The sequence below is a fragment of the Rhodococcus sp. SB1D genome (assembly GCF_048573875.1).
Lineage (GTDB): Bacteria > Actinomycetota > Actinomycetes > Mycobacteriales > Mycobacteriaceae > Rhodococcus_F > Rhodococcus_F qingshengii.
This window is the reverse complement of sequence record NZ_JBMAIQ010000004.1, coordinates 44,039-69,850: the sequence shown is the minus strand read 5'-3', so window position 1 is coordinate 69,850 and position 25,812 is coordinate 44,039. Positions and strand designations below refer to the sequence as shown.

Sequence of the window (25,812 nt, the reverse complement as noted above, 5' to 3'; positions counted from 1 at the left end):
TGAACGACACTTATCCTAACCTCCGGATGCACCCATACCTGGGAAGCGCCCAACGCGGCGATCATCCCGGTCGAGCTGTATACCGACACGGGCTCGAACCCTGTCGAACTGGATGCCGATCTCGACGCGAAGCTCGTCGTCGCTCACTCCGAAGTCGCCGAATGCGATCGCGTCCACCGGTGTGCCGTCAATGACAACCTTTCCTGTAACGCCGACGGTCGAACCGTCCTCGCGGCGCGCGATCAAACGACCCGCAGCCACTACCTGCTCGATCACCGACCCGCGATCGCATCCTGCGCCGCCGCGATACAGGTGAGCGTCCGCGTCCTCATCCCACATTGATACGAACCAGTCCACCGCGTGCTCCTCCTGTTCCTCTCAAGCGGTCCCGCCCCGGGTTACGCCCCGCCAAGGCACCCACGACCTCGGCGACGATCGCCCCACGACCCCGCACATTGCGCAACTGCGATTGTTCGATGAGTACCTCGAACGCACGATCTGTGCGATGCCGTGCACCACCAACATTCCTTTGGCCTGCTCGATCGTTGCTCGCGTCTTCATCGCTTCCTGCAAGCCCACGACCTCGGCGATACACGCCACAGTCCTCGGCTCCCTGTCGGCGCCCGAGAGGATCGTCGCCCCAGACAGACATGTCCGCGCTGGTGATCGTCGTCACGATGTGAGCGCAGACCGACTGCCGCATGACCGACAACCCCATCGGCGTACGTAACAGTGCGCCGAAACGCTCCAGTGTCGCAGCGATGTCGTCGGAGCAGTATTTCTGCCACCGCATCGCCGGAGGACTGAGGCGCGGATCGCGCCCTGCAGAAAGATTGTTCCGATTCAACGCGGTCCCGTCTCGCAGGCACCGTCCTGCGCACACTCCGATGGTGGCGGCGCTGGCTTCACCGATGCAAAGACTCTAACCTCCCAGCAACTGACCACAGAAACACGTACACCGTGCGCATGGTCGATGCAGTTCGGGCGAAAACCACTCCCCGCCGAGAGTCCCGAGCGATCGCGGAGATGCGGCGTTGCCGCGAGAAAGTCAGCGCACGCAAACCAACCATCGCCGCGTTCACCGAAATCCCTTGGCACCCAGAAAATATCCCGCAGGCGATGCGGACGTATCCATGTCGGGACACACCCACAGTACTTCCCAAGGTCAATGCGTACGCCGGAGCGAGTTCGGACACCACCGCGCACGCGATCGTATGCGGGTACGCCCGGCAGGTCCCATCGTCACGCGGAGTCAACGTGATCGGCGTTCGCCCATGGAGCTCAAGCACCCCGAACGGGACCGTCTGCATCGAGAGCGCGCGCGTCGAGGCTCGCCACTCCCGCCGACAGCGACTCCACGGCAAAAAGCGGGCACCTCGTAAAGGCCTCACCTTCGGCCATGTTGTCATGACGCTGCGGGCTGTGAAAAAGATAAGCATCCAGGCACGACCCCGAGCTTGAACTGCAATTCGTCAAGTGCTCCGAGACACCGTCAGCGGCGAACACCAGGTGCCGGGTCGAGTCGGTCGCGAACACCGCCACCCCGACACCGGCGGTCCGCACTTTGCGCACAAGCTGACTGGTGAGCAGCTTCGTTACAGCGAAAGGCTCCGGCGGACGAGATTCCCGAGGGAACGGTATTTCAGCATCGAGGGCCTTCCCGGCCGAGAAACCGCCCGGGTGGTCCTGACGTGACAGCTCCAACGGTGTTCATTACCTACCAAACCTATACAGGCCGAGCCTCTTTCGGTATCCACACCCCGCCCAAGCATCCCTGCGGCAGCAGGGAGAGCACGTGACCGGCAACATCGGCACTCACACGGTGCACGTCATCACCATTACATTCACAAAAGCCGCTGACCGGCGGCTTTCTCCCTCGGGGGCGTATTCCCAGCTGCGGGTACGGCGCCATCGCGCATTACCGGAACAACATCGCACGCCTGCTCGCCCGCGGGGCACACGAGAAGCCGACACAGACCGTAGGGCGGTCCACCGAAGACTGCCTCGTCCGGCTGCGCCGCAACCCATCCGCACCAGCCGTCGCTCCGAATACCTAAGCGACACCCCATCCTTCCCCTGACCGTGCCGCTGCGAGGAGAACGCGGTACGTACCGCCCTCACTGGACCGCACGGCAAGTGTCCTCCTGCTAGCGCTCCGACTGAGTACGCGACACATCGGAAGATTCGATGTTCCCGCTTTGTCTCTCGCCCTCACGGCATAGCGGTCACCGTAGGAATGCTCATGTTCATCAACGAAACCACGCTGTTGCCATCATTCTCTGTACCGTCAAGGCCGGATCAGCTCCGGCAACTGCGTGCCACGGCTCGGACGGTGATCGCTCACCACGATCCGGCCCCCGATGATGTCGCCGACCTCGTCCTTGCAGTGGACGAGGCAGCAGGCATATTGCTCGCTCACGCACAGCCTTCAAGCCACATCACATGCATCTTCGACCTGGACGCTGTGGGTTCACTCCGCATGCACCTATCGACAACTACCTTGAGGCCGATCGTTATGCACACCACGTCGTGGACGTGGGTCTTCCTCCAGTCCCTCGTCGACGACGTCATACTCGACCACATACCACCGACGACAGGGAACGAACACTGGACCGCGATAATCGTCGTGAAGAAAATGATGTCTACCGCGGCGTGAACACCCTCATAGATTGCGACAGGGCGCGGGCTTGGAGGCCGATGGTCAGGCAAGGGTCGCCGATGCGCCACCCACCACTGCAATTCAATTCTTACCCATTAGACACTTTCGTAACCAACGGTGTATCCGATTGTGTTCAGCGCCAACAGTTATCGAGCGTCGGTACGACAGGAGACGTTTTGATGCCAACGGCCTGGTCATAACCGCTGTGCACTGGCAGTGACAAAGAAGGGGATCTCCACGTTCAGTGCCCTCCAGGAAAACTACTTCACTCTGAACAAACACGTGTTCCCTGCTCGCGCAGAGTGTCCCGACTGATCACCAGTCACTCGAAGCCTTTCGAGCCGAACATAGCGAGGGTTCGCCCTGATACTCCATCCGCGTCCGATCGGTTTGCGAGCCAAATCCTGCTACGCAATACGACAACTGGGCCCAGCAGTGACGCCGAAAACCCGCTGAAGAAGATTCGATCAGTGTCGTACGGTCACATCAATCGGAACAAATGCGGCCCGGCGCCGCTGCTGCCGCGAGCCGGGATCATCGGGTGTCGGTACGGCGCCATCCTGGGCCGCCGTCGGATCCGGCAAGAATCTTGTCGAGAACTCGCGCAACACCGCCAGGACCGTCGCAAGACGTTCGGTGAGAACCACGAGAAGGTCACGATGTTCACCGTTAGTAGCGGCAGCAAGGGCGCAAACCGGGCACCAGGTGCTGCGACCGAAGTCAGATGACTCGCCAGATGACGTCGAAGTTCTGTCTGCGTGCCCCTGGCTCTCAGCGAACGTAGCAAGCATCGACTCGACCCATGTCAGGGCGAAATCCGCTAACAACCGAAAGTCTGCAAGGAACTCGGTGTGATCGCCCGGTCTGGTTTGGTTGTCGCCGTGCCCGAAATGCTTGGTCATTTCGTCTCCTCATTCAGTCTGGTTCGGGGACGGTCCGGATACGCTGCCTGAGCAGTCCGTCCAGTTCGAATCGCACACGTCGGTGTTGACGCGATCGATGCCTGGACAGGCTCTGCCCTTCCAACGCAGCGTCGGCGATATCGTCGCGTACACCCTCGCCGGGGGGTGAGCAGACGTGACATGTGCATCTGTGAGGGGCCCTATCTTCTCCGCAATCTCTGACTGCGTCAGTCCGCTGAAAAATCGATAAGGAATGATCGCTCGTTCTCGCTCGGGCAACGCGAGGAGCGTGAATCCGTGCGGGGGCGGCGATTCCGTTGTGAAATCGCCACTCACGCGATGTCACGCGAGGAGGGCTCACGCCAGAATGGCAATGGCGGCGACCACGAAGATGACGACGATCACGCCGACGGCAATCATCGCTGCAATCCCGGTGAAAGGAAACCGCCTGACGGTCGAGGGTTCCGGCTCCGACAATCCTGAAGTCTGTGGCGCCTCCGGCGGGGTACTTCCCGGAGCAACGCTCCCTCCAGGTTCGAGGTCAGGGGTATTGTCTGGATTTGGTTCGGGTGGTGGTGGTGAAGTCACGGTTTCGCTCTCTTTCGATGGATTTGCGACTGTTCGGTATGGGTGCGTCCCGCGCTGTCCGTTGAGCGTGTGGAGAAGCTACCCAATCGGAGATTTGTTACTCATTGCGGTGTAGTGCGGCCGCGTGACCAGGTTCGGACACGCGTGAACTCGATCGGCGATTCACACTGGCAGGCTTTGGGTACCGCCCGAGCATGAGCGGTTTGCGAATTGTGGTCACTGGTGCCACGGGAAACGTCGGAAGCAGTGTTGTCGAGGCACTGAGTGTTGAGGGCGCCGTCGGCTCGATTCTGGGATTGTCTCGGCGAGAGACGGATTGGACCGTGCCCAAGGTTGATTTTGTTGTCGCAGATGTCAGCAAGGACAACCTCAATCGGCACTTCGAGGGTGCAGACGTAGTTGTTCACCTGGCGTGGTTGTTTCAGCCGACGCGGCGCCCGGAAGTCACCTGGGAGAACAACGTGTTGGGTTCGCTACGCGTATTCCGCGCTGTCGCCGACACCGGCGTACCGGCGTTGATCCATGCCTCGTCCGTCGGTGCATACTCGCCGGGCATAGATCAACCGGCTGTATCCGAGCAATGGCCCACGAACGGTTGGCCCGGAGCTGCCTATCCTCGCGAAAAGGCTTATTTGGAACGGTGTCTCGATGCGTTCGAGGAGCGGCATGACATCCGCGTCGTCCGCATGCGCCCGGGATTCATGTTTCAGAAGAGATCTGCATCGTCGCAACGGCGACTCTTCGCCGGCCCATTCCTTCCCGGATCGATTGTCGGTAAGCGATGGATTCCGGTGGTGCCGCGAATACCAGGGTTGACAGTTCAGGTTCTGCATTCGTCGGATGGGGCGAAGGCCTACGTTACTGCGGCGCTCGGCGAGCAACAGGGTGCTTTCAATCTGGCGGCAGATCCCCCGGTCACCATGGAGACGATTGCCGAATTGCTCGGCGCACGCTTGTTGAATGTGCCTCAGCAGCTGATTCGTTCGGGGGTGTGGGCCGCTTGGCATGCGCACGCCGTCCCGGCGACCCCAGGTCTGTTCGATACCGTGATGAGAGTGCCCACGATGGACTGCTCGCGCGCCCGTGTCGAACTGGGGTGGCTACCTGCGCGCACTCCCAGCGATGTACTTCAAGAGTTCTTCGAGGGCCTCCGTGCAGGCGTCGGCGGTCCCACAGTTCCCTTGGCACCTGATCGGCCGGCACGGCGATTACACGAGATCGCAACGGGACTCGGTGTTCGGCCCTGACCAAAGCTTGCGGTTCGAAGTGCACTTCTGGTTGACCGCGGTTGATGCAGGACTGTTTGGTCTGCCGCTGCAGTGGGAAGCGTCCCATCAGGGCAACAAATCGTGCCCCGTTCGTACTCGGCAGCTACGGGCGTACAACTTCGGGAGGTCCCGTCATGTCGCAGCGCAATGCAACTCGAACTTATTCAGCGGTGCAGATTGCGTCCGCCGCCGTCGGAGCGGTGTTTCTGCTCGTCGGCATTCTCGGCTTCATACCCGGTGTGACCACCGACTACGACATGTTGGCCGGAGCCGGACATCATTCCGGTGCAATGCTCTTCGGGATTTTCGAGGTGTCGGTGTTGCACAACGTAGTTCATCTGCTCTTCGGTGTCGCCGGTCTTGCAATGGCCAGGATGGCGCGGACCGCGCAGTTGTATCTCGTCGGTGGCGGCATCGTGTACTTGGCATTGTGGATATACGGATTGGTGATCGACAAAGACAGTAGTGCCAATTTCGTCCCGGTCAACGACGCGGACAACTGGCTCCATCTTGTGCTCGGTCTGGGGATGGTCGCGCTCGGAATCCTCACGCCGCGGATTGTGCGACGTGGCACCACTGGTTCGCACCCGCACAGGTGATCGGGCCTGAGCGAGCCGAGGTTCAGACGTTTCCACGCGGATAGCTCTGGGCAACCGCCGTTCATGACTTCTCTCTGGTTGGACGGTACACGCCCCGACTTCTCGTCCGAGTTCGTGGCCTCCGGCGAATTCGATGTGGTCGTAGTCGGAGCCGGGTTGACCGGAGTTGTCACGGCTCTGTTGTTCGCACGTGCCGGCCGCACGGTGGCGTTGCTGGAAGCGAGAACGACGGGCGCGGTTACCACGGGCAACACGACCGGCAAGATCAGCCTGCTTCAAGGCACGAGGCTCGCGAGCATCGCGAAAAAACACTCTCCATCGGCAGTGCGGGCCTACATCGAGGCAAACCGTGCGGGTCAACAATGGCTTCTGGGGTTTTGTACCGACAATTCTGTTGCGGTTCAACGCGAAACTGCTTTCACCTACGCAAACAGCGTCGACGGAACAAGCACCTTGCGAGACGAATTCGATGCCGCCCGCGCGGCCGGACTCGATGTCCAGTGGACCGATACTGTAGAGCTGCCTTTTCCTGTGGCAGGTGCAATCCGGTTGGAAGATCAAGGGCAATTCGACTCGGTGAGCGCACTGGACGCGCTCACCGAGGAGTTCGTGCATCGCGGGGGAAAGGTCCACGAACATACGAGGGTTCGCACTGTGCGGGGCAATCGGCACCGCAGATCCATACATACCGATCGTGGAGACATCAGCGCCGAGACCGTTGTCATTGCTACCGGCACGCCGATACTCGACCGCGGCGGCTTCTTTGCTCGTCTCGAACCACAGCGATCGTATGCCGCCGCTTTTACCGTGCCCGGCGACATTCCACACGGCATGTATCTCTCCGTCGAGAAACCAAGTCGATCGATACGTTACGTCCCTGCCGGCGATAGAGAACTTCTTCTCGTCGGGGGCAACGGCCATCCAGTCGGCCGCGCTCCCTCGCCGGCACAAAACCTTGAAGAGTTGATCATCTGGACCGGAAAGACTTTTCCCGGAGCAGAATTGACACACTCGTGGTCAGCGCAGGACTACCGCCCGGTGAACGAACTCCCGTATGTCGGGCAACTGGTTCCAGGCGACAGTTCCATCTTGATCGCAACGGGATACGCGAAGTGGGGACTCACGAATGCGGTAGCGGCAGCACTCGCGCTGACAGCCGAAGTGTCAGGCGACAGAAAGGACTGGTCCGTCATCTACACCCCATGGGACTGGAATCAGATTTCCGGATTACCCAAGGCCGCTGTTGTCAACGGCGAAGTAGCAGTTGAAATGGCAAGCGGATGGATACGGCCGATACTCACTCGCTTCGGAAGTTCCGGTGAACCGCCGGAGGGCGAGGGCCGAGTCGTGTGGGACGGGATTGCACCTTCCGCGCACTGCACGGTTGACGGCGTGGTGCACCGCGTCTCCGCAGTATGCCCCCACCTCGGGGGGATATTGCGCTGGAACGACGCCGAACGCAGTTGGGATTGTCCACTGCATGGTTCTCGCTTCGCAGCGGACGGGGCACTGCTTGAGGGGCCGGCCACCTCTGACCTGACGTGATTGCAGTCCTGCAGAGAAGCTTCTACTTCGGGGCACGCCTGAGCCGTTCTTCCGCCACGCTAAGCCCTTCTGCATGTTTTCACCGCCTTTCGGGTAGGTAAACCTGTCCGGGGATCAAACCCCTCGAACTCAGGAGTCGACGATGATCGTTTCTTTGCCAGGTGTCTACAAACCGCAGGACGATACGTCGTTGTTGATCGAAGCACTGTCCAGTCAAACCGTCACGCCGTCCACACGCGTGCTCGACTTGTGCTCCGGTACAGGAGCACTCTCGATTGCCGCAGCCAAAGCAGGAGCAGGCCGCGTCCTCGCTATCGACATCTCGCGCCGCGCGATTTTGAACGTGAGACTCAACAGGATTTTCAACAAGGCACGCGTCGAGGCACGTCGCGGAGACCTCACTGAGGTAGTGCACGGTGAAGTTTTCGACCTGGTGGTCTCCAACCCGCCGTATGTCCCGTCCGAGATCGATGATCTGCCGACTGCGGGTGTCGAGCGTGCCTGGAATGCGGGAGTGAGCGGCCGAGCTTTGCTGGACCGAATCATCGCGTCGGCTCCCGACATGGTTGCCCCAGGGGGATCACTGCTTCTGTTGCAATCCGCGTTGTGCGATGTGAACAAGACGGCGGTGATGCTCGAGGAACGGGGCATGGCCGTGGAAGTTGTCGCGCGTAGGTCGATTCCGTTCGGGCCCGTTCTGCGGGCGCGCCGCGCGATGCTCGAACGCCGTGGGTTGATCGATCAGGGACAGGAAACCGAAGAATTGGTGGTCCTGCGCGCGCAAGTCGCTCGCGTCGAGGAGAAGCGGGCGAAACATTGGGACGATGTCGTAGAGCCGGCCGGGACAAGGAAAGTTGGCTGCCGTGGATGATGAATCTAAAGGCCGTCTGCACACGAACGTAGAACTCGGTGCCCCATCGGAGTTCTATTTCGACACCGTGGAGAAGCTGCGTGAATTGCTGCTCGCTATGGGATTCGGAATTAGGAATACGGTTCCTGCTCGAGCTGATGTCGGAATCGGACAGGTTTTCACCCTGGTGCCGGAAGGACGCGTCCTTGTCCTGCTAGATCCATGCCACACCGGGATCGAGGTGAGTTTGCAGATCGAGTACGTGAGTTGCGAAGTTGCGGACTACTTGCGAAAACACTTACCGGAGAACACTTCACTTGAAGTGAGGATCGAAGCCGAAACCCATCAGCCGATCGTTCCCGAACCACGACGATACGAGTGTTCGACACACGTTGGAAAGGACTGGAAATGAGCGACGACCCCCGGCCTGAACTGCTGGTCGACACCAACGTCGACGAGATGTGCAGGCAGCTGGCATCCGTTGCAGCCGAACGCGGTTTGACAGTGTCAACGGCAGAGTCCCTGACGGCGGGAAACATCGCCGCGCGCCTCGGTAAGGCCCCTGAGGCCGGTACGTGGTTCAGTGGCGGGATCGTTGCCTACAACCGGGAGGTCAAGCAGTCCGTGCTTCATGTTCCCGACGGTCCCGTTGTGAGCAAAGAAGCCGCACGCGTCATGGCGCACAGCATCGCCACCCTGATGGGCACTACGCTGGCACTCGCCGTCACAGGGGAGGCCGGGCCCCAGACTCAGGAGGACGTGGCCCCGGGGACGGTGTGGTTCGGAGTTGTCGATCATGGACGGGTGGAGACCGAGAAGCGTATTTTCTCGGGCGATCCGGAGGATGTTCTTGCCCACACCATCGAACACGCGATTCGACTTCTCGTGCAGCACGCCTCACCAGACGCCATTCCCCGACAAGCTACGTCGTGATCTGCAGGACTCCGTCTTCGAAAGATCTCCGTTCCTGACGGGGCCGTCAATGACGCCGAACAGTATTGACGCGCAGCTGAACTGGTCTTTGGCCGCCATATCCGGATTTCTCGGTGTGGACTACGAACCATTCAGGACCGACACCCCGGTGGTGACCGGTATCTGCCAGGATTCACGGCAGGTACGGCCGGGCGACGTCTACGCGGCGCTGCCGGGCGTCGAGCATCATGGCGGTGAGTTCGTAGCCGAAGCAGCCGCTCGGGGCGCCGTGGCCGTGGTCAGCGATCACCCCACCGAGATTCTTCCTACGCTGGTGGTCGAGAACCCCCGGAAAGCATTGGGTCCGTTGGCGGCCTGGATGCACGGACAGCCGTCCTCGATGCTTGACATGTACGGAGTGACCGGCACGAATGGGAAGACCAGCACTGCGTTCATGGTCGAGGCTGGACTGCGTGCGGCGGGCAAGCGGGCGGGCCTCGTCAGTGGAGTGTGTGTTCGTGGACCGAAAGGGTCGCAGCGTGCACGGCGCACCACACCTGAAGCAAGCGAATTGCAAACAACACTGGCAGCATTCGTTCGCGATCAGGTCGACGGAGTTGCAATGGAAGTCTCCAGTCACGGCCTGGCCCAACATCGAATCGACGGCACATACTTCCAGGTCGCCGCCTTCACCAACCTCTCGCGCGATCACCTCGACTTCCATCACACGATGGCAGAGTACTTCGAGACGAAGGCAACGCTTTTCACGGACGAGCGGTGCGCCGCGGCCGTAATCGGTATCGACGATGCCTATGGAAGAACCTTGGCTGCACGTGTCACAGTCCGCACTTGACCGTTTCTTCGTGCGGTGGCGCTGCAGACGTTTTCGCGACCGCCATTGACACAGGTCGGACGGGCACTGCCTTCACCGTGCACCACGAGGAGTGGAGTAGGCGAATCCGACTACGTCTGCTCGGCAGTCACCAAGTCGACAATGCCTTGACGGCAATTGCTTCACTGCGACTGGGTGGGGTGGACATGGCGACGGCTCTCGACGGTATCGAGGAACTCGACGCCGTTCCCGGACGGCTGGAACGTGTGGACATCGGACAGAACTACCTCGCATTTGTCGACTACGTCCACAATCCATCGGCTCAAAGCCGACTGTTTCCCTATTTGCGCTCGCTGACAGCAGGAAGGTTGATTGTCGTCGTCGGTGCCACCGGAGGCCGGGACTCAGGAAAGCGTAAGCCGTTGGGGCACACAGCCGGGACATTTGCAGATGTAGTCATCGTAACCGACGAAGGTCCGTTTCACGATGATGCTGCGGGCCTGAGAAACGATGTCGCTTCGGGGTCTCGTGACGCGAAACATGCTGAAACGGTTATCATTCCGGACCGCAGTGAGGCTATCGGAGTTGCCGTCTCGCGGGCAAGATCAGGCGATATCGTCCTCGTCGCCGGTAGAGGACATGATCTATCGATGAATTACGGCGGAGTGGAGATACCCTTCGACGATCGTGACGCGCTCGAACGTGCGGTGATCGAGCGCGCGTAGCTCTGAGCGCAATTCGCCGGAATAGACAGGGCCGGATTGTTTGACGCTGAGCCCTGTCGGGCAGACCTTTTGGGAATGGCTGGAATTCAACAACGGCTGGCCGGGTTTAGCACCAGGCTCTCCGACGGGTTCGGGGGCGGGCGTGCCACGCGAACATCGCGGCGTGTGCGCAAGTTGACAGACACGCTGCCGCTTTCACATTCAACCGATCGATTGAGGGAGAACCAATGTTTCGACACACAGACTACCTGCAATTCGACGTCGCCCCGGAAAAGCCCGACCCTGTCTACGCCCGGAAACTACAGGAGTTGCTCGGCGGTGCGTACGGCGAAATGACCGTCACCATGCAGTACCTCTTCCAAGGTTGGAATTGCCGGATGGACGGCAAGTACAAGGATCTGATCATGGATATCGCCACCGAAGAGATCGGGCATGTGGAGATGATCGCCACCATGGTGGCTCGGCTACTCGAAGGAGCGCCGGCGACGGAATCGACCAGTGCGGCGGCAGCAGATCCGGTTGTCGCAGCAGTGCTCGGCGGGATGGACCCGCAGCAGGCGATCATCTCCGGTGGCGGTCCAGTTCTCGCCGACAGCAACGGTGTTCCGTGGAACGGCCGCTACATCGTCGCCAGCGGGAATCTTCTTGCAGACTTCTACGCGAACGTCACCGCAGAAGCACAGGGACGCGTTCAAACCGCTCGTTTGTACAACATGACCGACGACCCCGGTGTGAAGGCCATGCTCAAGTTCAACCTTGCACGCGATACCTATCATCAGAACATGTGGCTCTCAGCCATCGAGGAGCTCAAGGCTGATGGGCTCGAGGGCACCATAGCCCCGAATGCTCTCTTCGACGAGGAGTATGCGGAGCACGCGGAAACTCTCTGGCACCTTTCCGATGGGACGCAGTCCGATCAGGGCCGTTGGGCATTCGGGACGGCGCCGGACGGAGTTCACACAAACCGTTTCCTCGCCGACCCGCAGCCGTTGGGAGACAAAGCTTCTGCTCCGCCGCCTGACCCGAAGCTGTACGCAACCTACGACGGATCTCGAGGAGAGCCGGTGTCGGCGTCGATCGGCACCGAGAAGGGCGTCCTCGGCAAGGTCAAGGATGCGTTGGACCCCGACAAGCCGTAAACGAACCGCCCACATCACAATGGCATGCGTCCGATTGGTCGCGCTCCTTCCCGGTGCGCGACCAATCGATCGATAGTCTCTCGTGCGAACGTGAGGTGGTCTTCTACTCTCGTGTAGAAGGCTTTTCGCCGCGACGCAGCAGTGGTAGTCGTTCGATTGAGCCCGCGATTGTCGCAAGGACACGACTGGCTCCGCGGCAACTCGCCGCCATCGTCGCGGGCACTCTGCGGGAGAGCTGGTCAAGTCGGTCACGGGACCTGTCGAGAATTGTCAGTGGTAGCGCGGCAAAGCCGTTGCCCGGCAACCGACGAGAGACGACTGGGTGTGGGCGGGTCGGTGCGGTGCGCCGAGCCACCCCCCACATCCAGCCCAACGTGCGCAGCGTATCTGCATCGAGCGCCTGCTGCAGGCGCGGAAGGAGAACGTCTTCTTCGTCCCGGACATCCTCACTCAACAACGTCGTGATGCGCTCGAACAGCTGCTCGTGGCGTCCGTCGCCGGGCGAAGTCTGCTCGAGAGAGGTGAAGAGTTCGTTGATCTGCTGGTGTTCCTGCTCGATGCGCAGTGTCAATTCGTCACCATCTGGGAGCGTCTGCCGCACGATGGGCCACAGTACGGCTTCCTCGGCGAAGGCATGCGGGAAGACCAGTCGGCACAGGTTGGTCAGCAGATCTTGCCGGGTGCTTCCGGTCGTCCTGCGAATCCGTCCTAGTAGTTCGTCGAGCTCGATGTGATCGCGGCGTTGACGCGCCAACACACTTCGTCGCCCGCCCAATTCGGCCAGCGACTGATCGGCGAGAGAGACAGGCGTCTCGTTCATGAGAGTTACTCTCCACATTCGAATCTGAAGATCAAGGGCGGAAAACGGCGCGCACGCACCCATCTGACTTTTCTTTGAACAATTCGTAGCCACGTACGGCGTTCTCCAGCGGCATGTCGTGGGTGACCAATATCGACGGGTCGAGGTCGCCCTGGAGTACATAGTCGAACATCCGCGGCATGTACCGCTGGCCGTGTTGCTGGGCCGAACGAAGTGTCAAACTCTTGTTCGTGATCAACCCCATGGGGAACTTGTCGGTAAGGCCGTAGACGCCGAGGACAGAGACGACACCACCTTTACGGCAGGCCAAGATCGCCTCACGGAGTGCGCTCGCACGATCAGTCTCCAGTCGCAGCAATTGCTTGGCGCGATCGTACAGTTGTTGCAGTCCAGTCCCATGGCCTTCCATCCCCACCGCGTCGATGCAGGCATCCGGGCCGCGACCCCCTGTTATTTCGCGCAACCGGTCCTGAACGCTGTCGGTCGTCGAGTAGTCGATGGTCTCGGCGCCGGCCCTCTCGCGAGCGAGGCGCAGACGCTCGTCGAACCGGTCGATGACGATCACGCGTTCCGCGCCGAGGAGGCGCGCACTCTGAGCCGCCATCAACCCGACCCCGCCACTCCCCCAAACTGCAACTGTGTCGCCGGGAGAGATGTCACAGAAGTCAGCGCCCATGAGGCCGGTCGGGACGGCGTCGGAGAGGAAAAGTGCTTGTTCGTCCGAAATGCCCTCTGGGACAGTGAAACAATTGACGTCGCCGAAAGGCACCCGGATGAACTGGGCGTGCGAACCCTGATACCCCCCGAAAGGATGGGTGTAACCGTAGATGCCACCTGTGGGATAGCCGAGCACTGGTTGTTGCAAGGCCGCATTGGGATTGGTGGTATCACAGACGGAGTAGAGGTCGTGGTCGCAATACCAACAAGAGTTGCAGCCGATGAACGACGGCACTACGACGCGATCACCGACATGTGTCCGGGTGACCTCTGAACCTGCATCGACGATTGTGCCCATGAACTCGTGACCGAACACGTCCCCCTCCCGCATACCAGGCAGGTAACCGTCGATGAAATGCAGATCCGATCCGCACGTCGTCGTCAACCCGACCTGGACGATGACGTCGTGAGGATTGACTATCCGGGGATCGTCGACCGTCTCCACGGCAAGATCGTTGATACCGTTCCAGCACAATGCACGCATGGAGCCTCCTGGGTTCAGTGAGCGCTGTCTCGAGCGCTCGGATTGTGAGCGAGAGTGGGCACTTCCCCGGTCTGCACGAGAGCGCGAGCGCGATAAAGTGCGCGGAAAAGAAATGTCTTGGTGAAGACTGCGGGCAGCCCGGAATCCGACCGCAGGGTCAACTCCGTACCGAGGTCACTCGGAGCTTCTCGGGAGCTCACCACCAACTCCGCAGGCTTGCTGCCTTCGTCAGTTGCGTCTTTGTCATCGGTGACGAACCGCAGCGAGTCGCCCGCCTCGACGAGCTTGCTCCGCCAGACGTCGGTCTCGTCTGCGCGGGAGGACAGTTTCCACTCGAAAACCCCACCTTCGACCATTCGGATTGTCACTGCGTCTCCGAAGACCGATGACAGTAGGTCGGGATCACGCCAAAGCGCGTCGACCTCGTCCCGTGCTCGACCGATCGTCACTGTTTGCGCGTGCTCGCCCGACCCGCCGTGCCCGGCGACCTTGGTTACGAGCCCAACAGCCACTTCCTTGGCTCTGTCGAAAAGTTCCATCACGCCTCCCATTGCTCGGCTACACGTTCGCCCTGTCCAGCAGTCCGACCTCCTCGCAGGCATAGACCCATCAAGGGCGCAGAAAACCGTCGAAGTTCGTCGGAACGAACTGCGACCGGGGTGCTATTGCTGCGACTTCTCGCTCCTAAGGCTCGCGACGTCCCGCATTGCGCTTACGCGCGACAACGAAGACGACAACACCGACGAGGATGAGTACTGCTATGACCTCCATAGGCGCGACGTACCCGATCACTCTCGACGGCAACCATCACGTGAAATAATCTCGCGTTCGTGGCCACCGAGTATCAAATACTCCGGTTAACATGCTCTCGCACAGCGAGTTCGGGTCGCCCGTCGAAGTGGCGGTCTTGGCGATACGAGAGGTGCGTTGCTGCGCTTCGTTTCGATCCCTCCACCGACATCGACACAATCCCAAGTCCTTCACGGCTGTAGGAAACGGCAGCACCGGAATCTACGGTTCATGTCGATGGCTCCACAAGGGGGGAGCACCACTAGTTCCTTCATACAAAACTTCCCGGCATCGACCCCGGGACTGCGGGCCCTCGTGTCGACGGTTTTGCTCTCACGTTCACCGCGCACGCGTGGTCGATCCTGACATTCCGAATATTCGGGCCGGGCATTTCCCAGGTACAACCGGCATCGGGACCGGCCTTGCCGCTCACCGTCCTGACACACCAAGTCGTACCCGAAACGCCGAGCACGGAGCAATCGGGATCCTCACCGGCACAATGGGTATCACGTTCAGTGTGGCTTACCCATCGATTTGGAGGTGGACCCGCCTGCCTTCCACGATCACAGACGCCAACCCGCGAAGTTGTCCGTCCCGATTGTCTGGAACGAGGACGCCGACAGGCAACCTGGTCGCGGAGAATTCTCACGTCAGAACACGGGGGATGCCCAAGTGGACCAATTTCAATCAGGATCGGCCCTGTCGGGGAGATTCAAACCACACCACATTCGCTGAGCCGTTACTGCTCAGCGCCACCTCAGAAGAAGATCAGGGAAGCCGACGCCAGGTAGGCGAGGGCGAGTCCCGAGAGGATCCAAGCCATGTAAGGACGAATATAGAGGCGCCGCAGGCGATGCCAGCGTGGGGAGGCTCGCAGGATTGCTCCCACTGATCCGAGTAGCAACATGAGACTTGGGGCGAAGACGAGAAGACGGCGATCCCTCGGCGAGCACACCAAGGCGTCGGTGTCGAAACATTCGCCACGCCGAGAACCCAACCATACGATCGCAAGAATCAGTACCGCTGCTGCCAGCACGATGGACAAGCCGTAGGTTTTGGTCCGCCTGTCGATCTTTCGCGCACGGCGCTGTATCTCCTCGGTAGCACCGGGTTGGTCGGACAACTCTCTCATCTCCGTCAAACCTTGTCAGATCGGCTGTCGGGGCTTGTTGCGACAGTCGAATCTACTGGTATCCAGGCTAATACGAAAGCCGAACCCACGACTCCGGTCAAGGTCCCCATGATCAGACCGCCGAAGTTCGCTGCCGGGAGGGCCACCAGCGAGAGAATCATCGCACAGACCCCAGCAGGTAGTCGGGTGTTGACGCGTAGGAGCGCGGAAGCTGCGCACAGGGCCATGAGTGCGGCCAACAGCAGTGTGGAAACCCCGGCGATGGTACTGATGGAAATCAGAACGTCTCCCAGGCGCACGGTCACGACGGCGGGTAGCAACAGAAAGCCGGCCGAAACTCCCAGCAGAATTGATCCGGCGAAAGGCCGCTGCCGTCGCCATGCGGCGAAGGCAGCTCGCTTCGTCAACATCCGACAGCTCCCTTCTCGACGCTCATGGCCAGCTTGTCGATGACGACTTGTGTTGCGGTCAAGGAAATGATCTCGACGCGAGCCTGTGCCAAACTCGAGTCGCCGGCGGTTATGGCTGATGCGTCAGGCGGATCGAGTTCGGATATCTCGCCGAGTGCAGAGACTTCAGCACCCAATCGTGCATCGTGTGCAGTGATGGCCCCGCCGAGAGACGCTGCGTCCAAAGTGATGCCGGAAGCGGTCGTTCCGTCGCCGGGGGCACGAATGCTCATGGTGACGTCACCCAGGAACGGAACTCCGTGAGCGACAGTCGACAAGCACAGGTCGGTCAGGCGCACCTGTTGGATATGAGCGGCGATGCTCGCAGATGCGTCTCCGGCAGTCTCCGCCGCTCGGGGATAAACCTGAATGCCTTGGGCTTCGACCGCGGAAACGCTTCCCGTGAATCTCTGCCCGGACACCACGATATTCATGGGCAGTTTTCCCTGCGCGATGCCGGCACCCAGAGTCACGACGGCCAACAGACCTAGACCGACTATGACCACAAAGCGCCCCTTGTGAACCGAACTCACTGGTCTGCGCCTTTCATTGCTGTGTTCTGCGTTTCGGTAGTTCACACTGAGGTCACGCACTGAGGCTCGTGGTGTCCTTCTTCGTGGTTCGGCGAGAGAGTGCGTAAAGCACTATCCCGACCGCGAGAAGTGCTGCCGCGCGTAGCCATGTCGCCGCGCTTTGCTGAGTGAGCAATGCGACGCAGGTGAGAAGAGCCAGAATCGGAAAGATAGTCGGTGCTCGAAAATGACTGTGTTTCACAGAGTCACGACGCAGGACGAGCACGGCGATATTCGTGCTGATGAAGACGACGAGCAGGAGCAGTACCACCGTCTCGGCCAAGGCCGACAGCGAACCGGTCAGGCACAGTGCCATGGCGACAGCAGTTGTAGCCACGATCGCCAACCATGGAGTCCGGCGCCCGGGAAGTACCTTCGCGAACGGGCGCGGGAGCAGGCCTTCGGATGCCATCCCGTAAGTGAGTCGGCTGGCCATGATCATGGTCAACAATGCACCGTTGGCGACGGCGACGAGTGCGATCAGGCTGAACAGGCGAGGGGGGAAGCCGACGTCGGCAGCTGACACCACGGCAAGCAGCGGGCCCGAGGACGCCGCAAGTTCATCGGCCGGGAGAACAACCGAAACAGCCAGTCCCACAAGCACGTATGCGGCGCCCGATGTTACCAAAGCTCCGAACAATGCGCGCGGGTAGACCTTGCTCACGTCCTTCACCTCTTCGGCGACGTTCGCTGATGTCTCGAATCCGACGAACGAGTAGTACGCAAGAAGTGCAGCAGCCAGCACCGCGAGTGCGGGTGACCGGGTTTCATCGAATTCGACGACGCGACTCAAAGTTCCGTCACCGTGCCCGAGCACGACACACGCGAGGACGACGACCAGAACCAGGCCGGTGACCTCGACGGCTGTCATGACGACGTTGGCGCGCATCGATTCCTTTATTCCTCGCGCATTGAGAAGTCCCACGAGGAGAAGGAAGACGAGTGCCGCCGGAACGGTAGGTACATCGATGAAGGCTTTGAGGTAGTCGCCGGAGAATGCGAGTGCAAGTCCGGCTGCGCTCGTGACACCAGCTGCCAGCATCGAGAAGCCGACGAGGAACGAGACGAGTGGTTTCCGAAAGGCTCGTTGAGCGAACACCGCAGCACCACCTGCGCGCGGATACTTCGTCACGAGTTCGGCGTAGGACGTTGCGGTCAACAGCGCCATCGCCAGGGCTACAAGGAGTGGCACCCAGACGGCTCCCCCGACCTCGCCGGCGATGACGCCCACCAACGCGTAGATCCCTGCGCCAAGAACGTCGCCGAGTATGAACATGAAGAGGAGTGGGCCGGTTATGGCCCGGGCGAGAACATTTCGCCGGCCGCTCTGGTCGGCCTGTTCGGTACCGTCCACGTGCACCGACTGTTGGTCGCGTCGCATCTGCAAGGGTCATCCTGTCTTCACGGTGGCGCGCTGCCACCCAGGTGTTGTCACTTACCCAGGCGCCCTGGTCTCAAACGCGGAATGAACCTTGACACACGTTCCGCTCACCACGCGTCTCGTTCGTACGTCGCTGCTGCGACCGTCAGCAAACGGGCGACCTCGACCGGAGGGCGACCCCACAGTTGCGCCAGTTGTTCGATTCCGCTGACCGCGATGTCGAACAAAGACGGGACGATATTGGCTCCGACGGCGTCAGGTTCGGGTGCCTGCTGGTGGAGGTCGTAATAGACGATGGCCGTCGTCGCTTCCGGCAGATGCCGAGGGCCGGGGAAGATCTCGTGCCGGCGAGGATCGTATCGGTCGATGACGGCGAGTGGATGGCTGTCGATATCGAAGGCGATCAGATCCAGCACTGTTGCACACAGGACGGTCGCGGATTCGTGCCACTGCTGGTAGGTCAGTTCTGCGGTATCGCGCAGGGCGCCGCAGCCCTCCTCATCGTCGGTGATGTACGCACAGATCAACGCTGCGCAGTGTTAAACGTGAGTTTTCGAGGACACGAGGACTCCTTCGGCCGTGAATCTGTCAGGTACCCCGAATGGTCGGCCCGAGCACATAGATGTCCGACCCGGTGGGATCGGTCAGTTTCACTACCGCTGTGAACACGCGGAAAGAGCGGCGTCAGAAACCCTGACGCCGCTGAGCTTGGCTGTCTGCGAGGAGTTCGTCGGGGCGGACCGATCCGTCCGTGATCGCTCGGGCGAGTCCGCGCAGGGTCAAACCTGAGCGGGAGGCGTGATCGTCGATCAGCGCCCGTGCATCGGAGGGGGAGATGTCCAGGGTTCCGGCGACAAGCCCGGTGGCCTGGCCCAAGTGCACACGCTCATTGAGCAAGGTAAGTGTGCGCTCGGAGAGTCGACCTGCGCGATGCTCACCTCGCTCATGGGTCAACTCCAGCAATGCGAGATCGGCGAGAACCGCGGCACGGCGATGCTGCTCGTCGTCGAACTGAGTGGGTTCGGTGAACAAGATGTTGAGCCCGCCGACCGCGCGACCGTCGAGGATCATCGGGACCGCGAGGATGGCTCGGTAACCGACCTCGGTTGCGACTGTTTGAAATTCAGGCCATCGGTCAGCGCCGGTGTCGAGGTTCGTCACCGCGATGACTTCGGAGTTGCGGATGCACTCGGGGCAGGGGCCGCTCTCGTTTTGCGATTGCAGCAACTCGACCAGGCGTGCCCGTTCGTCCGAGGCCGCCACCACCGCCAACCCGCCGCGGGGGTCGACGATCATGATCCCCGACGCTGCAGCCGAGAGCAGTTCCGCACAGATCTCGGTGATGCGGGTGAGTACCGCACCCATGTCGGCATGCTCTTCGACGAGCGCGCCGGTGATCTCCGAGATCGCGTCGATCAATGGTGACGGCGTTGTCGACTTGTACTCGGGCATGCGATCACCTCCTCCTTCATACCCACGATCTCACTCACCTGGTTCGTTGACGTCGCTGCGATGGGCTATGACGTCCCGTGCACTGTCGAGGACGGTGTGTCCGCGTCCGAAGGCATGGGCGTGCAGGCGGATGAACGCGTCAGCGAGGGTGATCCCGTGACGGGCGGCCAACATTCCGGTCGCGACGTGAACATCGTGATATGAACCGTCTCTGCTGATACCCCTGTGCTCGGTGGTCTCGGCCCAGTCCGCTTTCGCCAGTAGAGCCAGAGAAATCAGGTTTGCCAAGGTGGCGGCATCGGCGAGCACGCTTGGTGGTAGTGATCCGGGGGTTCGGCGGTACAAGTCGAAGGTGCCCAGCGCGATGGCGCCCAGTTGTAATGGAAAGGCGAATACGGCTGCCGCTCCTGCAGAAAGTGCCGCGTCGGTGAAGAGCGGCCACTGATGTACTGCCGCAGTGAGGTCGTCGATCAGCATCGGGTCGCCTTGCGTGAAGGCCTGTATCCCGGGGCCCTCGCCGAGGGTGTACAGCTGGTTTTCGAGCAAGCCTGCCCATTCGGCGTTGGTGCCGAGTAGGTCCTGGGCGGAGGTAGTTGCCCGCAAGGTAATCACCACCGCGTCGATTCCGCGCAGCAGGTGCGAGCAGTTGACGCACACGGACTGTCCCCACGTGCCCTCACCCGGGTGGCCGTCGGCAGCGGCGACCGCTCGCCACAGAACGCGTCGCCGGTCCTCCTCCACCACCTCACCTCCTTCGTCCGTCTCGAAGTGCCACTAGCACCTCTATGCCCGGAACTGCCCAGATTGTCAGGTCCTACACACCTGACCTTTGAGTCTCGCAGCTGCACCAGCGCGGACCCACGTCGGGCATCTCGTTCACAAAAACCGAAGTGACCGGACACCACCTGGGTAGCCACTCTCAGACAGTCGCCACCGTGTCGATCAGCTTGGCGCAGAATGCCGGAAGATCACCAGGGTTACGGCTGGATACCAAAGTATTCGGTCCGGAAGTGCAGACGACCACCTCTTCGTCCACCCAAGTGCCGCCTGCGTTGGTGATATCCGTGCGCAGACTCGGCCACGACGTCAGAGTGCGACCCGTAACCACCCCGGCTTCGACCAACGTCCAGGGCCCGTGGCAAATCACTGCTACAGGCTTCCCGTCGTCGAAAAAACTACGGGCGAAAGCCACCGCTTCAGGACTCATTCGGAGGAAGTCGGGGTTGGCCACCCCGCCAGGAAGTACGAGAGCGTCGTATTCGGACGACGACGCCGATCCGAGTACCGCATCCACGTCGAAGACGTCAGCCTTGTCGAGATGGTTGAATGCCTGCACAGTTCCTGGATCTGTCGAAACAAGCGACGGCTGAGCGTGTTCCGCGAGCAATGCGTCCCACGGATCCGTCAGTTCGACCTGTTCGGCGCCCTCCGACGCGACGAGGAATGCAACTTTCTTTCCTGCGAGTTTCTGGCTCATGCTTGATCGTCCTTCCTGGACCGTCATCGTGACCGCTGAGCAATTGCTCAGCTGGAGGCGCCTTCGGTGTCGTCGAAGAACGACCATTCGTCGTCGTGACGAACTTCCATTCGCCACCCCAGTTCCGAATTGTCGGCACGGGCGTCCACAAACCAAGCGTGTGCGTCGTCGGCGCTCTCGATGTCGCGCGTGTCGGTAACATCGCCTGCGGGATTGATCACTCTGTAAGTAGCCATTCGGTTCGTCTTCCCACAGTGACCGTTCTCTAACCATGCCTCGTTTCGTTGGTGAAACATTCTCGGCCAGCGTGACTTACACGACGCTTGGCCGTACCCGCTCCCAGTGCCCACTGTCCGGTTGATACGCGATGAGGCCCGCACTTTCGAATGCGTCGATCCACCCTTGCATCGGCCACTCCCCCCATCGTCGGTGAAACACACGTGCATTGATCAGGATGTCGTCAAGGTGCTCGACGGGCGGATCCGACACCGGATGGAATTGGTGGTACGCATCTGCGCCACCGACCCAGGTCAGTTTCACACCCTTTCCTCGGGCGGCCCGCGCGAAATCGGTGTCCTCCCCTCCGTATCCGAGGTAGTCCTCGCAGAATCCACCGAGTGCACGCCACGTCGTAGCGGTGAGCGCGAAGGACAACGACCAGAAGAGATCGAAGTCGTTCCCGTCCACGATTTTTCCGTCTGGGGGTGCCGGCCTCGCCGGATGCGGGTTGTGCAGCAATGCCAACGAGTCCGAACTGGTCGAGTCGGCGACGGGGTGGGGCAGGTAGGTGACCGGCCCGCAAAACAATGCGGGGGTGGAACCCTCCGAACGTGCGGCTTCGAGGTACCTCGTCAGAAGAAGCGGCGCTGCAATACAATCGACGTCGAGAAACACGAGCAATTCGGCACCCTGGCGCAGAGCTTCGGCGGCCCCGATATTTCGCGCGCGAGCCAGCGGAAGCGCGCTTCCCGCGGGAGCGTCGATCTCGATTGTGCGGGCAGCGCTTTCCTCCTGCGCAACTATGGTTTTCACCGCAGAGTCTCCCATGGCGACGATGAAATGTGAGTACGGTGTAGTTGCGTCAGACGCGAGACCACGGACGTGCATTCTCAAGTGCGAGTGGCGACCGCGCACGATCGTGATCACGGCTGTTCTCATGTCAGCGGTCCAAATGCCGTTTCGCGACCGACTCGATCACTCTCGCTGCTCGCGCAGCGGCACCCGAACTCTGCCACAATGTCCAACCTCCACAATCGAGAGCTTTTGCCTCTGAGATCAATTCGGGCCACGCGTCGAGCGCCGGCCAGCCCGGCAACGTCACTGCGAGATTGTGCATCGACAATGCGTCGGCGGTCGCAGTCTGTTCTCCGAACGGACGTTTCTGCGCAATCACGATAGCCGGCTTGCCGGCGATCGAGATGTCGGCAATCGCGTTCTGGCCCGCGTGGGAGACCACGACATCGCTCGCACAAATATCCGGCCAGGGATCTGAAACCCACGTCCCTCCTGGCAAGCCGAGCCCCTTCCAATGAAAGGAATCATGCTGTGCTGCAGCAGCCTGTACGTCGGCGTCGGACACCGCTGATCCGCCGGCGCCGCTCAGCACAACGACGCGGGGTGTTGCGGGACTACCGACCGACTGAGATGAGCACGCCCGGCCGTCGAATCGGCTGATCCCGCCCACATAGGTGGTCTTGTCCGCATACGGGTGGAGCCAGTGCGGGTCGTAAACCTCCTGTGGCCAGGCCGCAATAATGTGATCAGCAAGGCGATACGCCAATTGATGCGCGGCGTCTGTCCTGTCTCCTGGCATCGCCAAGACGATGACCGGGACACCCATCAGGCGAACAAAGGTCGCAATTTCGATCGATACGTCCACGACCACGGCCCCCGGGCGCGTGGTCGCTATCCAGTCCGCCACGCGAGCCATTCGAGAGCGAAGTCCGGGTTCGTGTATGGGCGCCCAATGAAGCGCCCCGTTCGCGGTGGGGTTGAGTCTGTGGGCTTCGTCGTTGTCGAGTTGCAACTGAACATGGTCGTCGAAGTCCTGCAGGGCAACCGAATCGGCGCTGGTGAGTGCAGTGACGTCGGAGGAGAGATGCGCTGCGATCGACGCGGCGCGAGTGAGGTGCCCTCGGCCCTGATGATGGATGTAGTAACCGATCATCAGCTTGCTCGTCGCGTAGTTGTCGACGCACAGGCCATTTCGTCGTACAACTCGAGGTAGCGGTCCACCATCCGCCGTTCCGAGCAGTGGCTTACCGCTCGCGCGCGTGCGCTCGGCCGAGCCAACTGCATCGCATCGCCGATTGCGGCAGTCAGTGCGATCACGTCGTCGGCCGGGACCAAACGTCCACAGTCGGGCGTGAGGATCTCCGGTATGCCGCCCCTGCCGTAGGCGACGACCGGTGTGCCGCAAGCAAGAGCCTCGGCCACCACCAAACCGTACGGCTCGTCCCATTGCGGCGTGACAAGAGCAACTGCAGACATTCCTACCGCAGCGACCAGATCGTCTGTGACCAGATGGCCGAGATAGCGAATGGTGCCGTCGAGTTCGGGTTCGATTCGTTCCCTGAAATAGGCATGGTCACTGACCGGGCCGGCGAGTACCAACGGCATACCGGCCGCCCGGGCCGCGGTAATCGCATGGTGGGCACCCTTTTCCGGCACGATTCGACCGAACCAGATCAGACGACGCCCGCCAGGGCCCTGATGCCATTGATCCGTGTCGACTCCGTTGTGTACGACATCGACATCTCCGGCAGCGTGTTTCCATGCTTCGGCGGTGTAGCGGCTCACGGCGGCAAACCGACCGGGGGACCCGCCGGCCGCGATCGCTGATTCCAGCCAGGGCGTCGGTGGCGTGTGCAAAGTGGTGAGCACGGGAGTGTTCAGCGTCGACGTCATCGCCACCGGCAGATAGTGAAGGCTGTGGTTGTGGATGACGTCGAAGCTCTCCGCGTAGTCTCGCGACAGGCGGAGCATGAGGTCGAGATAGGCATGATGTTCTTGCATGAAATGCTCTGCCGGCATGGAGATATCAGATCTGGCAGCCGTGCTGATGAGGGCTGGACGGACGTCGATCAACTCACATGCGAGTTCCGGATCCGATCCTGGCCCGGCAAACAAGGTGACTTCGTGGCCGACATTTCGCAGTGCCGCAGCCAGATGCCACACATGAGCCTCGAGGCCGCCGGCGAATGGTTGATTGACGGGATAGCGACTCGAAGCGATCAGAGCTATGCGTAGAGCCCTCATGCGAGAACCTTCTCGTAGATCTCGCGGTGGGCAGAAGCTGACAATCGGCGCTGCCTGGTACGCATTGCGGCGGAAAGACGCACCGGCTCTTCCGAATACAATTCGCGGACGCATCGATCGAGCGACTCGGCATCGAAATGATGCTCGTCGAACCCGTAAACCTTGCAGTCCTGCTGTTCCGAGTAGAACCCACAACTGGGCGCAATGACAGCTGTGCCGAGATCGTAACACGCCTCCAGCCATCCAGAATGCGTCCCGAAGCGGTATGGCAACACCGAAACTGACAGGGACATAAGGTAAGTCCACAGCTCGTCGTCACTGAAGTAAGGGTGTACCACTACGTCGACGTCCCGTCGACGCGCATACTCCGTCAGCCTGTTCGCTGCCTGGGGTGCATACCAATGATTATCCGGATCGAAGATCTCGTCGTGGACGTTCACGACCAATCGCGCTCCCGGCAACGTCGCAATCGTCGCGCAGAGCGTGTCCAACACCGGAAAGGGATCCATGTTGGGACGCAGGCTTTTCACGTGGACTCCCACCGTGAAATCCGTTGCCGGGGGTCGCTCCCGATCGAAGTTCTCCAACTCGATCACGTGGGGATGAGGCAGCACTGTGCATTCCCGGCCCCAATTGTTCGCGACCACCGCCGCCGCACCCGGCGTCAGGGTGATCAGCGAATCCGCTGCGGGAATCAATACGTCCAACAATTCGCGATGTTGCTCGGGTTCCGGCTGATGCGGATTGCGCAGATCATACACCGTGTAAACGAGAGGAACTCTGTGGCTGCGTAATTCGTGGACGATGTCCTCCATCACGCGTGGTGCGATCGCGTCGAAACCGAAGTGAACGTGGAAGAGATCGAACAGGTGGTGATGGTCCCGAATCCACGCAGGATCCAGCATCACCGGTGGCCACCATCCGCCGGGAACCTTGCGGCCGTCCTCGGGGATGGGATCGTCGAGGCGAATGATGCTGTCGGTTCCCGGCTCGGGTGTGCTGTCGTTTCCCGACGGTGGTGCCAAGTGCCGGACGTACACGTGCGACGCGGGCACTGACGCAACACGAATGACGGAAGCTCTCGTGGAGGAGTCGATGCCCGTCGAGGTCGTCAGCGGTTCCCCGGGACTGGCTTCCAAGTTCATCTCTCTCCTTGTATTCGGTTGGTGGCGTCGTGTGGACCGTCGCCCTGTGACGCGCGGCAGCCCAGCCTGCAGCACAAGGCGACGGTCCTGTGAATCGGGAAGCCCACCAGCGCCGAT

28 protein-coding genes and 1 pseudogene are annotated in these 25,812 nt (G+C 60.9%); 10 read left to right on the top strand and 19 right to left on the bottom strand.

Translation table 11 applies throughout. From position 1 onward, the window contains the following. Positions 1-15: 15 nt before the first annotated feature. A complete protein-coding gene (locus ACN50D_RS11735) occupies positions 16-357 on the bottom strand; it encodes a hypothetical protein (protein WP_211921932.1) in 342 nt (113 codons plus the stop codon). A gap of 1,885 nt (positions 358-2,242) precedes the next feature. On the opposite strand from ACN50D_RS11735, the gene ACN50D_RS11730 reads away from it, so the two are divergent. After that, complete coding sequence (locus ACN50D_RS11730; RefSeq protein WP_211921930.1) at positions 2,243-2,656, top strand: ATP-binding protein; 414 nt, start codon at positions 2,243-2,245, stop codon at positions 2,654-2,656. 1,072 nt (positions 2,657-3,728) lie between these two features. Here the strand turns inward: ACN50D_RS11730 and ACN50D_RS11725 are convergent. Beyond that, positions 3,729-3,849, bottom strand: a pseudogene (locus ACN50D_RS11725) (sigma factor-like helix-turn-helix DNA-binding protein); the annotation flags it as partial. Between the two features lie 69 nt (positions 3,850-3,918). Then, on the bottom strand, positions 3,919-4,149 hold the full coding sequence (locus tag ACN50D_RS11720; RefSeq protein WP_211921928.1) for a DUF6480 family protein: 231 nt from the start codon (positions 4,147-4,149) through the stop codon (positions 3,919-3,921). A gap of 194 nt (positions 4,150-4,343) precedes the next feature. Between ACN50D_RS11720 and ACN50D_RS11715 the strand changes: the two genes are divergently transcribed. The 9 genes from ACN50D_RS11715 (at position 4,344) to ACN50D_RS11675 (ending at position 12,019) form a co-directional block, all read left to right on the top strand. After that, positions 4,344-5,396: an NAD-dependent epimerase/dehydratase family protein gene (locus ACN50D_RS11715; protein WP_211921927.1), complete on the top strand. Its 1,053-nt coding sequence runs from the start codon at positions 4,344-4,346 to the stop codon at positions 5,394-5,396. Positions 5,397-5,551: 155 nt separating this feature from the next. Next, entirely contained in the window at positions 5,552-6,016 is a 465-nt protein-coding gene (locus ACN50D_RS11710; protein WP_054828500.1) for a DUF4383 domain-containing protein, read from the top strand. Between the two features lie 63 nt (positions 6,017-6,079). Then, the gene (locus ACN50D_RS11705; protein WP_211921925.1) at positions 6,080-7,561 is read left to right on the top strand and encodes an FAD-dependent oxidoreductase; all 1,482 of its coding nucleotides are present in this window, start codon (positions 6,080-6,082) and stop codon (positions 7,559-7,561) included. 142 nt (positions 7,562-7,703) lie between these two features. Then, positions 7,704-8,432, top strand: coding sequence for a HemK2/MTQ2 family protein methyltransferase (locus tag ACN50D_RS11700; RefSeq protein WP_211921923.1), 729 nt, complete (start codon positions 7,704-7,706; stop codon positions 8,430-8,432). Next, on the top strand, positions 8,425-8,823 hold the full coding sequence (locus ACN50D_RS11695; RefSeq protein WP_211921921.1) for a hypothetical protein: 399 nt from the start codon (positions 8,425-8,427) through the stop codon (positions 8,821-8,823). The genes ACN50D_RS11700 and ACN50D_RS11695 overlap by 8 nt, the downstream gene beginning before the upstream one ends. Then, positions 8,820-9,344 (top strand): CinA family protein, encoded by a 525-nt coding sequence (locus tag ACN50D_RS11690; protein ID WP_211921919.1) that lies wholly within the window; start codon positions 8,820-8,822, stop codon positions 9,342-9,344. The genes ACN50D_RS11695 and ACN50D_RS11690 overlap by 4 nt, the downstream gene beginning before the upstream one ends. A gap of 49 nt (positions 9,345-9,393) precedes the next feature. Then, positions 9,394-10,176: a Mur ligase family protein gene (locus ACN50D_RS11685; RefSeq protein WP_306665686.1), complete on the top strand. Its 783-nt coding sequence runs from the start codon at positions 9,394-9,396 to the stop codon at positions 10,174-10,176. Then, on the top strand, positions 10,173-10,880 hold the full coding sequence (locus ACN50D_RS11680) for a glutamate ligase domain-containing protein (RefSeq protein ID WP_306665685.1): 708 nt from the start codon (positions 10,173-10,175) through the stop codon (positions 10,878-10,880). Before ACN50D_RS11685 ends, ACN50D_RS11680 begins: the two co-directional genes overlap by 4 nt. Before the next feature lie 227 nt (positions 10,881-11,107). Beyond that, positions 11,108-12,019: a manganese catalase family protein gene (locus tag ACN50D_RS11675; protein WP_211921917.1), complete on the top strand. Its 912-nt coding sequence runs from the start codon at positions 11,108-11,110 to the stop codon at positions 12,017-12,019. A gap of 103 nt (positions 12,020-12,122) precedes the next feature. On the opposite strand, the gene ACN50D_RS11670 is transcribed toward ACN50D_RS11675, so the two are convergent. The 16 genes from ACN50D_RS11670 to ACN50D_RS11595 form a co-directional block, all read right to left on the bottom strand. Continuing rightward, positions 12,123-12,839: a hemerythrin domain-containing protein gene (locus ACN50D_RS11670; protein WP_211921915.1), complete on the bottom strand. Its 717-nt coding sequence runs from the start codon at positions 12,837-12,839 to the stop codon at positions 12,123-12,125. Positions 12,840-12,870: 31 nt separating this feature from the next. Then, on the bottom strand, positions 12,871-14,040 hold the full coding sequence (locus tag ACN50D_RS11665) for a zinc-dependent alcohol dehydrogenase (protein ID WP_211921913.1): 1,170 nt from the start codon (positions 14,038-14,040) through the stop codon (positions 12,871-12,873). Between the two features lie 14 nt (positions 14,041-14,054). Beyond that, positions 14,055-14,579, bottom strand: a complete 525-nt coding sequence (locus ACN50D_RS11660) for a hypothetical protein (protein ID WP_211921911.1) — start codon at positions 14,577-14,579, stop codon at positions 14,055-14,057. A 1,007-nt stretch (positions 14,580-15,586) separates the two neighbouring features. After that, positions 15,587-15,961, bottom strand: a complete 375-nt coding sequence (locus ACN50D_RS11655) for a hypothetical protein (protein WP_249343078.1) — start codon at positions 15,959-15,961, stop codon at positions 15,587-15,589. A gap of 5 nt (positions 15,962-15,966) precedes the next feature. After that, complete coding sequence (locus ACN50D_RS11650) at positions 15,967-16,371, bottom strand: DUF6114 domain-containing protein (protein ID WP_211921909.1); 405 nt, start codon at positions 16,369-16,371, stop codon at positions 15,967-15,969. Beyond that, positions 16,365-16,943, bottom strand: a complete 579-nt coding sequence (locus tag ACN50D_RS11645) for a DUF6230 family protein (protein ID WP_211921907.1) — start codon at positions 16,941-16,943, stop codon at positions 16,365-16,367. The genes ACN50D_RS11650 and ACN50D_RS11645 overlap by 7 nt, the downstream gene beginning before the upstream one ends. Before the next feature lie 52 nt (positions 16,944-16,995). After that, a complete protein-coding gene (locus tag ACN50D_RS11640) occupies positions 16,996-18,363 on the bottom strand; it encodes an APC family permease (protein WP_211921905.1) in 1,368 nt (455 codons plus the stop codon). A 107-nt stretch (positions 18,364-18,470) separates the two neighbouring features. After that, entirely contained in the window at positions 18,471-18,890 is a 420-nt protein-coding gene (locus ACN50D_RS11635) for a hypothetical protein (RefSeq protein WP_211921903.1), read from the bottom strand. Between the two features lie 157 nt (positions 18,891-19,047). Next, complete coding sequence (locus ACN50D_RS11630) at positions 19,048-19,815, bottom strand: GAF and ANTAR domain-containing protein (RefSeq protein WP_211921901.1); 768 nt, start codon at positions 19,813-19,815, stop codon at positions 19,048-19,050. 30 nt (positions 19,816-19,845) lie between these two features. Further along, positions 19,846-20,559, bottom strand: a complete 714-nt coding sequence (locus ACN50D_RS11625) for an ANTAR domain-containing protein (RefSeq protein ID WP_211921899.1) — start codon at positions 20,557-20,559, stop codon at positions 19,846-19,848. A gap of 175 nt (positions 20,560-20,734) precedes the next feature. Continuing rightward, the gene (locus ACN50D_RS11620; RefSeq protein WP_211921898.1) at positions 20,735-21,292 is read right to left on the bottom strand and encodes a type 1 glutamine amidotransferase domain-containing protein; all 558 of its coding nucleotides are present in this window, start codon (positions 21,290-21,292) and stop codon (positions 20,735-20,737) included. 47 nt (positions 21,293-21,339) lie between these two features. Continuing rightward, positions 21,340-21,528, bottom strand: coding sequence for a hypothetical protein (locus ACN50D_RS11615; protein ID WP_211921896.1), 189 nt, complete (start codon positions 21,526-21,528; stop codon positions 21,340-21,342). Positions 21,529-21,604: 76 nt separating this feature from the next. Then, positions 21,605-22,450, bottom strand: a complete 846-nt coding sequence (locus ACN50D_RS11610; RefSeq protein WP_211921894.1) for a glycosyltransferase family 2 protein — start codon at positions 22,448-22,450, stop codon at positions 21,605-21,607. Between the two features lies 1 nt (position 22,451). After that, positions 22,452-23,459, bottom strand: a complete 1,008-nt coding sequence (locus tag ACN50D_RS11605; RefSeq protein ID WP_211921892.1) for a glycosyltransferase — start codon at positions 23,457-23,459, stop codon at positions 22,452-22,454. Continuing rightward, the gene (locus tag ACN50D_RS11600) at positions 23,459-24,550 is read right to left on the bottom strand and encodes a glycosyltransferase family 4 protein (protein WP_211921890.1); all 1,092 of its coding nucleotides are present in this window, start codon (positions 24,548-24,550) and stop codon (positions 23,459-23,461) included. The genes ACN50D_RS11605 and ACN50D_RS11600 overlap by 1 nt, the downstream gene beginning before the upstream one ends. Then, positions 24,547-25,695: a glycosyltransferase family 1 protein gene (locus ACN50D_RS11595; protein WP_249343077.1), complete on the bottom strand. Its 1,149-nt coding sequence runs from the start codon at positions 25,693-25,695 to the stop codon at positions 24,547-24,549. Before ACN50D_RS11595 ends, ACN50D_RS11600 begins: the two co-directional genes overlap by 4 nt. Between the last annotated feature and the right edge of the window lie 117 nt (positions 25,696-25,812).

Excerpts from the sequence above, each read along its gene's own strand:
- ACN50D_RS11730 (WP_211921930.1), top strand. The coding sequence starts at position 2,243 with ATGTTCATCAACGAAACCACGCTGTTGCCATCATTCTCTGTACCGTCA.
- ACN50D_RS11715 (WP_211921927.1), top strand. The coding sequence starts at position 4,344 with ATGAGCGGTTTGCGAATTGTGGTCACTGGTGCCACGGGAAACGTCGGA.
- ACN50D_RS11710 (WP_054828500.1), top strand. The coding sequence starts at position 5,552 with ATGTCGCAGCGCAATGCAACTCGAACTTATTCAGCGGTGCAGATTGCG.
- ACN50D_RS11705 (WP_211921925.1), top strand. The coding sequence starts at position 6,080 with ATGACTTCTCTCTGGTTGGACGGTACACGCCCCGACTTCTCGTCCGAG.
- ACN50D_RS11700 (WP_211921923.1), top strand. The coding sequence starts at position 7,704 with ATGATCGTTTCTTTGCCAGGTGTCTACAAACCGCAGGACGATACGTCG.
- ACN50D_RS11690 (WP_211921919.1), top strand. The coding sequence starts at position 8,820 with ATGAGCGACGACCCCCGGCCTGAACTGCTGGTCGACACCAACGTCGAC.
- ACN50D_RS11685 (WP_306665686.1), top strand. The coding sequence starts at position 9,394 with ATGACGCCGAACAGTATTGACGCGCAGCTGAACTGGTCTTTGGCCGCC.
- ACN50D_RS11675 (WP_211921917.1), top strand. The coding sequence starts at position 11,108 with ATGTTTCGACACACAGACTACCTGCAATTCGACGTCGCCCCGGAAAAG.
- ACN50D_RS11670 (WP_211921915.1), bottom strand. The coding sequence starts at position 12,839 with ATGAACGAGACGCCTGTCTCTCTCGCCGATCAGTCGCTGGCCGAATTG.
- ACN50D_RS11665 (WP_211921913.1), bottom strand. The coding sequence starts at position 14,040 with ATGCGTGCATTGTGCTGGAACGGTATCAACGATCTTGCCGTGGAGACG.
- ACN50D_RS11660 (WP_211921911.1), bottom strand. The coding sequence starts at position 14,579 with ATGGAACTTTTCGACAGAGCCAAGGAAGTGGCTGTTGGGCTCGTAACC.
- ACN50D_RS11655 (WP_249343078.1), bottom strand. The coding sequence starts at position 15,961 with ATGAGAGAGTTGTCCGACCAACCCGGTGCTACCGAGGAGATACAGCGC.
- ACN50D_RS11650 (WP_211921909.1), bottom strand. The coding sequence starts at position 16,371 with ATGTTGACGAAGCGAGCTGCCTTCGCCGCATGGCGACGGCAGCGGCCT.
- ACN50D_RS11640 (WP_211921905.1), bottom strand. The coding sequence starts at position 18,363 with ATGCGACGCGACCAACAGTCGGTGCACGTGGACGGTACCGAACAGGCC.
- ACN50D_RS11630 (WP_211921901.1), bottom strand. The coding sequence starts at position 19,815 with ATGCCCGAGTACAAGTCGACAACGCCGTCACCATTGATCGACGCGATC.
- ACN50D_RS11620 (WP_211921898.1), bottom strand. The coding sequence starts at position 21,292 with ATGAGCCAGAAACTCGCAGGAAAGAAAGTTGCATTCCTCGTCGCGTCG.
- ACN50D_RS11615 (WP_211921896.1), bottom strand. The coding sequence starts at position 21,528 with ATGGCTACTTACAGAGTGATCAATCCCGCAGGCGATGTTACCGACACG.
- ACN50D_RS11610 (WP_211921894.1), bottom strand. The coding sequence starts at position 22,450 with ATGAGAACAGCCGTGATCACGATCGTGCGCGGTCGCCACTCGCACTTG.
- ACN50D_RS11605 (WP_211921892.1), bottom strand. The coding sequence starts at position 23,459 with ATGATCGGTTACTACATCCATCATCAGGGCCGAGGGCACCTCACTCGC.
- ACN50D_RS11600 (WP_211921890.1), bottom strand. The coding sequence starts at position 24,550 with ATGAGGGCTCTACGCATAGCTCTGATCGCTTCGAGTCGCTATCCCGTC.
- ACN50D_RS11595 (WP_249343077.1), bottom strand. The coding sequence starts at position 25,695 with ATGAACTTGGAAGCCAGTCCCGGGGAACCGCTGACGACCTCGACGGGC.